Origin of the sequence: Niallia sp. MER 6 (assembly GCF_023714395.1) — a bacterium.
Taxonomy (GTDB): Bacteria; Bacillota; Bacilli; order Bacillales; family Cytobacillaceae; genus Niallia.
Genome location: NZ_JAMAUK010000027.1, coordinates 54,576 through 61,699, shown reverse-complemented (window position 1 = coordinate 61,699; position 7,124 = coordinate 54,576). Strand labels below are relative to the sequence as shown.

Here is a 7,124-nt window from a genome sequence, read left to right as displayed (position 1 = left end):
TTGCATGTGAAAAATGTGGGGGTGAAATGTATCCTGAGTATTATAAAGGGGTACATGGCATAGAGTACAAATTATCGGATATTCTCTAACCATGAAAAGGACCGGGCTATGCCCGGTTTTTCTTATTTTAATCCTAATTTATGACAATATTCGCAGCATTTATTATATCCTATATATTTTTCTGTCTATACCTGATAAGGTGTAAGGGACAGGAAACAAATGAGTTTTAAATGACGACGTGTCAGGCATGAAATATGCTGATTTTACTCATTCCTATAACCTTATAATTTTACGCATTCAAAGTCCCTTCCAAAAATAAACATCGTAATTAAAATAAAAATGGAAAACTTAAATGTAAGAAATGATTATAGGAGTGGTCTTGATGAAAAAAATAATCGTATTTTTATGTATCCTTGTTAGTGTAAGCCTTTTACTGGTTGATATACAAAAAGCTTCTGCCGAAGGCACTGGAAAAAATATTGGAGTGAATATTGGAAATATCGCACCTGACTTTATTTTGAAGGATATGAAAGGGCAAAAAGTGCGGCTTTCTGATTTAAAAGGTAAAAAAGTAATGATCAATTTCTGGGCAACATGGTGTCCGCCATGCAGACAGGAAATGCCGGAAATCGAGAAGTTTTTTCAAGAACAAAAGGGAGATATAGAGATACTGGCAATAAATATTGATGGCGGAGCTCCCAAAAACGTTGCTGATTATATAAAAAAAATGAAGCTTACTTTTCCTGTCGTGCTGGATGAACAAGATAAGGTAAATGAAATGTATAAGGTAATCACTATTCCCACTACTTTTTTAATTGACGAGAAAGGAGTTATTGTCAATAAATACTATTCTGTCATGTCATTAGAGATAATGAGGGAGTTAATAAGGAAGAAATAATTTCTGAAAGCGCTTTACAACTATATGGACATCACGTATAATGAGAGCGTATCAAAAGTATACATATGAGTATTGTTTTCAGAAAACAATGACTTTTCAAACTTTTAAAAGAATTTCTTCAAATGCGTATTAAAAACAGCCAATTTTGGGAATTATGAAAATATAAAAGGATAAAGGAGATAAAAGAGATGAGAAAACCTCGTAAACGGTCATTTCAGGAACTAGTGTCAGAAAATAAACTGCAATTGCTTCGAGACAGAGAAGCAATTGAGAAAATTGAAGAGCGCATTGAAAAAAAACATTTGAAAAAAGCAAGATAATCAATTAGTGAAAAATTTTGCCACACATCATCCATTCCTTTATAGTGCAAACTTTATATAAAGGAGGGGATGAATGATGAGCAATCCAAAAAAAGACAGCAAGCATTTTGTGCCTAGCCATATTGGAACTAAATCGAGAGGTTTCGGCGGCAATAAAGGCAAAAAAATGCAGGATACTTCAGGTCAGCATGCCCAAGTGATCCAAACAAAAGGTGAATAAACTTTTTAGCTTCTGTACATATGTGCAGAAGCTTTTTGTATGTATAAACGAAGGAAAACAGCTTAAATCATTAACGAATATTCACGATTATGATACTATAAGAAGATGTAAATAAACTTATATGTAAGTGAAGTGAAAGTAGATAATGGAAAAGAAATTCGAAAATACAGTCAGTCAAACAATTGCTTCTCTTGAAGAGGAATTTAAGAATACAGGTACTATTAACAACGAAAAAGCAGTTTTGTCTGCGATACAATCATTAAATGAAGCCGAGAAGCCAGAGATTGTCTCCCGATTGCTAACAATGGCGGCAATCTCCCGATTAAAAGCAAATGAAAAGGATTCAATTGCAACAGCATGGCTTAAAAAGGCGAAAGATTTAGATTCAAGTAATAAAGAGGCAAATAAATACCTTTCCCAAAACGACTGGAAAAACTATGAAGGTCTGTTGGACATGCTTAATTTCCCTGCGATTAGAGAGACAGATAACCGGACAGCGAAAAGGAAAATTGCAGAACAGTATATTAATAACTGCCGGAAGTTTCTTGATATGATTGATGATGAAAACGATAAATTAACAGAAAACAGTGCAGCAGCATCTATTTTTAATAATACACTTGCTGTGACTAAGTACAAAGAAATTATTACATTGCTGGATGAAGTAACGCAAAAAACATCTCAGCTTCTGCAATCATCTGAAGAATATGAAGAATCAATAAGCGGTGTTTTTCATACATCTATTTATTATGACAGTGTTAAAAAGCTGATTGAAGAGCTTAATGAGTTAAAGGCTGCTTGGTTGAACATTTTTAAAGAGGAAGACTCAAGCGAGGCAAAAGCGGAAACAACCTCAGCCTTAGAACAGCTTCAACAAATGATTGGCTTAGAGAAAGTTAAAAATAGAGTAAAGGATTTTTATCAATTCTTAAAGTATCAAAACTCAAGGAAAAAGCTCGGTTTCACCATTCAGGATGAATTAAGTCTTAATATGATTTTTACAGGAAATCCTGGTACAGGAAAAACGACATTGGCTCGGTTAATGGCTAAAATTTATTATGAACTAGGTGTGCTGCCTAGTCAGGAGGTTGTTGAAACAGACCGATCCCAGCTAGTCGGAGGCTATATGGGGCAGACAGAGGAAAATGTGCGCAATGTTGTAAAGCAATCTCTTGGCGGTGTGCTGTTTATTGATGAAGCCTACAGCTTAAACAGAGATGGACAAGGCAATGATTACGGACAAACAGCGATTGACACATTGGTTTCCTTAATGACTAGTTCTGAATTCGGCGGGAAGTTTGCTGTTATATTAGCAGGCTATCCGGAAGAGATGAGACAGTTCCTTGACGGCAATCATGGATTAAGCAGCCGTTTTCCATCATCTAACTTTATTCATTTACCTAATTATTCTGCAGAGGAACTTGTTGCTATCGGAGAAAAAATTGCCAATGACAATGATTATGTCATCAGTGAAGAAGGCAAACAGCAATTAGAGCTGCGCCTTGAAAAGGAACAGGTTGATGAAAGCTTCGGCAATGCCCGTGCAGTTAAAAATATTGTCCTAGATGCGATTTTTAACAAAGGTTCTCAAGCACAATCAAACAAGCAGTTCCTCACATATACCTTGCTTGACGGCAATGATTTTGCTGCGTCAGAGGAGGAGGCTTCAGATAATCCAGCTGAAGAACTTGATTCTATGATTGGTCTGACAAAGGTAAAGGATGAAATGAAAAAAATTATTTCATTCGTTAAAGTTCAGCAAGTCAGACGAACGAATTCTAAAAAGAACTTGCCTATCCAGCTTCATGCTGTATTTACGGGAAATCCAGGTACAGGAAAAACGACAGTTGCTAAGCTTTATGCCCAGTTCTTAAAGGATTGCGGGATTTTAAAGCGTGGGCATCTCGTAGTAGCAAGCAGAGCGGATTTTATAGCAGGATTTGTGGGCCAAACGGCGATTAAAACGAAAAAGAAGATCAGAGAAGCATTAGGCGGCGTTCTATTCATTGATGAAGCATATTCTCTATTGTCAGGATCTAATCAAGATTTCGGCAAAGAAGCTATCGACACACTTGTGATGGAAATGACAAAGCATAATGAAAATCTTGTTGTCGTCTTGGCCGGTTATCCTGATGAAACAAAGGCATTGCTTGAAAGCAATCCAGGTTTAACATCACGCTTCAAGAAGTTTATCCATTTCGAGGATTATAATAGTGAAGAATTGATTCAAATAATGGAAGGTTATGCGGCAAAATATGACTATCAGTTAGAAAATAATGCGAAGCTTGCCCTTCAGACAAAGCTTGCGTCATTTAACTCAAATGGAAATGGGCGATTTGCGACTAATCTTGTAGATGAAGCTGTCCAGATGCAGGCATTGCGAATCATGGAAGCTAATGATGATAGCCTTGATTATTCTATTCTTACAGAAGCAGATATGCTTCATGCACTAGATTCCTTCAGCAACAGTGCAAATACAAAGCAATCATAATAGTAAACAAAAGCGGCTGTCTTTACAGCCGCTTTTTTATATAAAAAAGGACTATCCCATAAGGATAGTCAAAATCAGCAGTTTTTATCTCAGGTGTGTAGTTTATGTGAAAAACTGCAGACTTTATTGTACTTTTTTTAAAAGCAAATAACAAAGGTAATTTAAACCAACAGCTGTTGGTGGTGTGGGGATTAGCGTTGTTTATATCATGTTTTGAGAGGTTAAAAATGCACTGTATGAGGTCTGACTAATAGTGAATGCTAACATTTTCACAAATTCAGCTTATTTTTGCTCCAATAGTTCACCGAAGAAATAAATCTCATCTGTTATTTTGCTTTTCATCTCGTAATCTTCACATTTTTTACACTCATTCACTAGAAAATATATATGTCTAATGAATAAAAGCATTTCATCATCTTTAATCATCATTCTAACTCCTTGTAGATAGATAGTACCAAAAATAACGATATAACCTATAAAATATTGTTTTTTATTTCCATTAAGTGGGTATTTATAATTATAACAAAATAAACTACTAGGAGTAAAGAATTATGGGTCTCATTGAAAAGCTGCAGAAGAAAATAGTAGAAACAGATTGGACAGAGCTAGTTGCAGAAGGGAAAGTGGAAGATGAGAAAAGAGAGGAAAACAGCAAAGAAAAAAGTGGAGAAGCTCCCTAATACTTAAAGCTTTACATAATAGTGCGAGCTAAGGTATATTCGGGAAATAAAAAACACCATTTTGGTGTTTTTTATTTCGAATTATTAAGGTAATATTAATAAGTAAAAATGTCAAACGTATCTACATAAAAATCGTATGAAGCTTATAAAAAAAATAGGTGAAAGAAATCATTACAGCTGTCTAAGAGAACTTAAAACTATCTAAGTTCGATGGACTTCTCTCCATTAAAATATGGTAAAATGGATAAATATAACATTTGTCCATGGGGAAGGAGTTCGTTTTTTTGAGAAAAAGATTGATGCTATGTATCGTATTTAGCTGTACATTATTATTATTATATGGAAACAGCGTAAAGGATAGTAATAGTAATAGTAATGTCGAACGGCGAGAACTGGATACTGTTAATGTTTCTGACACTGAATTATTGTCTGTTGCTGAAATAAAAGATATTAGCGAGAAATCGTATAAGCTGGCAGAATTGGCCAAAGACTATGCAGAACAGAATCAGCACCTTACTATGGAACCCTTTAAACAGGCATTGCAGCCTTACTTTACGGAAGCTTTCATAAGTAAGCTTAATTCAGTAGAATTTACTGTCCCTACAGGTGGTAATTTCCCAGCAGATTTTGATTATCAGCAGCATTTCATCGTGAAAGATCATTCAAAAAATAAGATTATCGTGGAGACGGCACAAACGTCATACAATAATATGCTCCTAATCTATACAATAGAGGCAGAAAAAGAGCAGGGTCAATGGAAGATTAACAATCTTGACTATATGGAACATACAGATTCTTCTAGTAAGGCAATGAATACTGCAAAAATCACAGAGAAAGAAGCAGGTAAATTAGTTGGCGGTTATTTGCTGGGAGACGAATATATAATTGAATCAGTCAAGCGGGGAAAAGAGAATGTTTTTTACATTAATGCATTTGTAGAAGTAAGTTCTACACAAATGATTGGGGTTTCACTGAAAATGGATAGACTTACTGGAAAGATAACAAGCTTGATGGCAGTAAATACATAACACGCTATGCTGTTTAAAACGCTTAACATGAATACATATTAATAACTGTAGAAACAAGGTAGATAGATTTGATTAGTTATATGGAGGGGAATATGACTGATTTAGATACAGAGTATAAGCTCTTGCAAATGGAGATTAAAAAGCTTTCCATTCAGATGGAGAACATGCCTGTAATGGCAAAAGGATATAAAGAGCTGTTGCGGAAAGAAGTAAATTTGACAAAAAAAATGCAAGAGCTCATTAATAGGATGGTTGCGGAGTAATGTTGAAGGTGGCACTTTCCTTGATTAGTTGCTGAATTAACCATAATATTAATAAGGAAGAAATAATACAAAGGAAGTGCAAGCAGATTTGGAATACGTACATAAACTAGATTTAAAGATCGATTATGCAGATACCGACATGATGGGTGTCGTGTATCATGCGAATTACTTAAAGTTTTTTGAGCGCGGCAGAACAGCGCTGATAGAGGATATTGGCTATAGCTATGTAGCGATGGAGGATGCTGGGTACTTCGCTCCTGTCTATGATGTACAGGCTACGTATAAGAAGCCGTTAAGATACGGAGAAAAAGCGTATGTGAAAACATGGATAGACTTAAATGATGGCATTAAAACGGTTTATGGATATCAGATTGTAAATGAGCAAGGAGATCTTTGTGTAGAGGGTACGACTACCCATATCATTGTCAGTAAAGATAGCTTCCGCCCTAAATCATTTAAAAAGACCTTTCCGGAATGGTTCCAAAAGTATGAGGAGCTAAAAAAGAAATAACCGTTTTTTAAGGAGACTAATACTATGGCGTTTGGCATCAACCGAAAGGAATTGGCAGACTGGAAAAGAAAAATAGATGAAGGCCAGATTGCTTTTTTGACTCATTATTGGCTTGATGACCGCTTTCCAGGCTGCAAGACAGTCACGAAGGTTGGCTGTGCGGATTTGAAAAGGCTCGAGCAATGGGGAGCGAAGTATGGATTAAAAAAAGAGTGGATACATAAAAGGAAAGATGGCTATTCTCATTTTGATCTTCTTGGCGATACCCAAAAAAATATTTTGGAGAAGGAAGGAATCGATATTCTTCTCAAGTAAAAAGCAGGCTAATTAAGCCTGCTTTTCTGTGTAATGATATTCCGGTTCCTGTGCAGCTTCATTGAAGTTTGCGTATAAATCATTGTTATCAAAATACCAAAGATCTTTTTCTTCAATATAATAACGGATGCCGTCTTTTTCTGTGCTAACTGCTGAGTTCACAGGCTTTTCGTTAGAAATTCCTAGTGAAAATCCCTGTTGGACAGTGCTGCATCCTCCGTATCGGGCGAAAAATCGCACATAATCTCCTTCGTTTAGAAGCATTTCATCTTTATACCATTCTGCTGCTTTATCGCTAACTACTATTTTCATTTCAAGCACCTCTTTTTTGAGATTAGATTAACCCTCACTTTTATTATAAAGGATAAACATATACTATGCACATAATTAAACTGTCTGTA

General features: G+C 35.6%; 11 protein-coding genes. 9 read left to right on the top strand and 2 right to left on the bottom strand.

The window, feature by feature from the left end:
• Positions 1 to 382: 382 nt before the first annotated feature.
• From M3600_RS22670 to M3600_RS22655, 4 genes are all read left to right on the top strand, one after another.
• A complete protein-coding gene (locus M3600_RS22670; RefSeq protein WP_233314007.1) occupies positions 383 to 898 on the top strand; it encodes a TlpA disulfide reductase family protein in 516 nt (171 codons plus the stop codon).
• 188 nt (positions 899 to 1,086) lie between these two features.
• Positions 1,087 to 1,218 carry an FbpB family small basic protein gene (locus tag M3600_RS22665; RefSeq protein ID WP_233314006.1) on the top strand — a complete coding sequence of 44 codons (132 nt, stop codon included), beginning with the start codon at positions 1,087 to 1,089 and terminating at the stop codon, positions 1,216 to 1,218.
• 76 nt (positions 1,219 to 1,294) lie between these two features.
• On the top strand, positions 1,295 to 1,438 hold the full coding sequence (locus tag M3600_RS22660) for an acid-soluble spore protein N (RefSeq protein ID WP_127741263.1): 144 nt from the start codon (positions 1,295 to 1,297) through the stop codon (positions 1,436 to 1,438).
• Positions 1,439 to 1,583: 145 nt separating this feature from the next.
• Positions 1,584 to 3,926: an AAA family ATPase gene (locus M3600_RS22655; RefSeq protein ID WP_251647705.1), complete on the top strand. Its 2,343-nt coding sequence runs from the start codon at positions 1,584 to 1,586 to the stop codon at positions 3,924 to 3,926.
• A gap of 282 nt (positions 3,927 to 4,208) precedes the next feature.
• On the opposite strand, the gene M3600_RS22650 is transcribed toward M3600_RS22655, so the two are convergent.
• Positions 4,209 to 4,355, bottom strand: coding sequence for a hypothetical protein (locus M3600_RS22650; protein ID WP_233314004.1), 147 nt, complete (start codon positions 4,353 to 4,355; stop codon positions 4,209 to 4,211).
• A 122-nt stretch (positions 4,356 to 4,477) separates the two neighbouring features.
• Between M3600_RS22650 and M3600_RS29095 the strand changes: the two genes are divergently transcribed.
• The 5 genes from M3600_RS29095 (at position 4,478) to M3600_RS22630 (ending at position 6,723) form a co-directional block, all read left to right on the top strand.
• Entirely contained in the window at positions 4,478 to 4,606 is a 129-nt protein-coding gene (locus M3600_RS29095; RefSeq protein ID WP_267913291.1) for a hypothetical protein, read from the top strand.
• Positions 4,607 to 4,890: 284 nt separating this feature from the next.
• The gene (locus tag M3600_RS22645; RefSeq protein ID WP_251647703.1) at positions 4,891 to 5,634 is read left to right on the top strand and encodes a hypothetical protein; all 744 of its coding nucleotides are present in this window, start codon (positions 4,891 to 4,893) and stop codon (positions 5,632 to 5,634) included.
• A gap of 92 nt (positions 5,635 to 5,726) precedes the next feature.
• Positions 5,727 to 5,897, top strand: a complete 171-nt coding sequence (locus M3600_RS22640) for a hypothetical protein (RefSeq protein ID WP_233314001.1) — start codon at positions 5,727 to 5,729, stop codon at positions 5,895 to 5,897.
• Between the two features lie 88 nt (positions 5,898 to 5,985).
• On the top strand, positions 5,986 to 6,408 hold the full coding sequence (locus M3600_RS22635) for an acyl-CoA thioesterase (RefSeq protein ID WP_267913290.1): 423 nt from the start codon (positions 5,986 to 5,988) through the stop codon (positions 6,406 to 6,408).
• 24 nt (positions 6,409 to 6,432) lie between these two features.
• Entirely contained in the window at positions 6,433 to 6,723 is a 291-nt protein-coding gene (locus M3600_RS22630) for a hypothetical protein (RefSeq protein ID WP_251647701.1), read from the top strand.
• A 12-nt stretch (positions 6,724 to 6,735) separates the two neighbouring features.
• On the opposite strand, the gene M3600_RS22625 is transcribed toward M3600_RS22630, so the two are convergent.
• Positions 6,736 to 7,035, bottom strand: a complete 300-nt coding sequence (locus tag M3600_RS22625; protein WP_233313999.1) for a HesB/YadR/YfhF family protein — start codon at positions 7,033 to 7,035, stop codon at positions 6,736 to 6,738.
• Between the last annotated feature and the right edge of the window lie 89 nt (positions 7,036 to 7,124).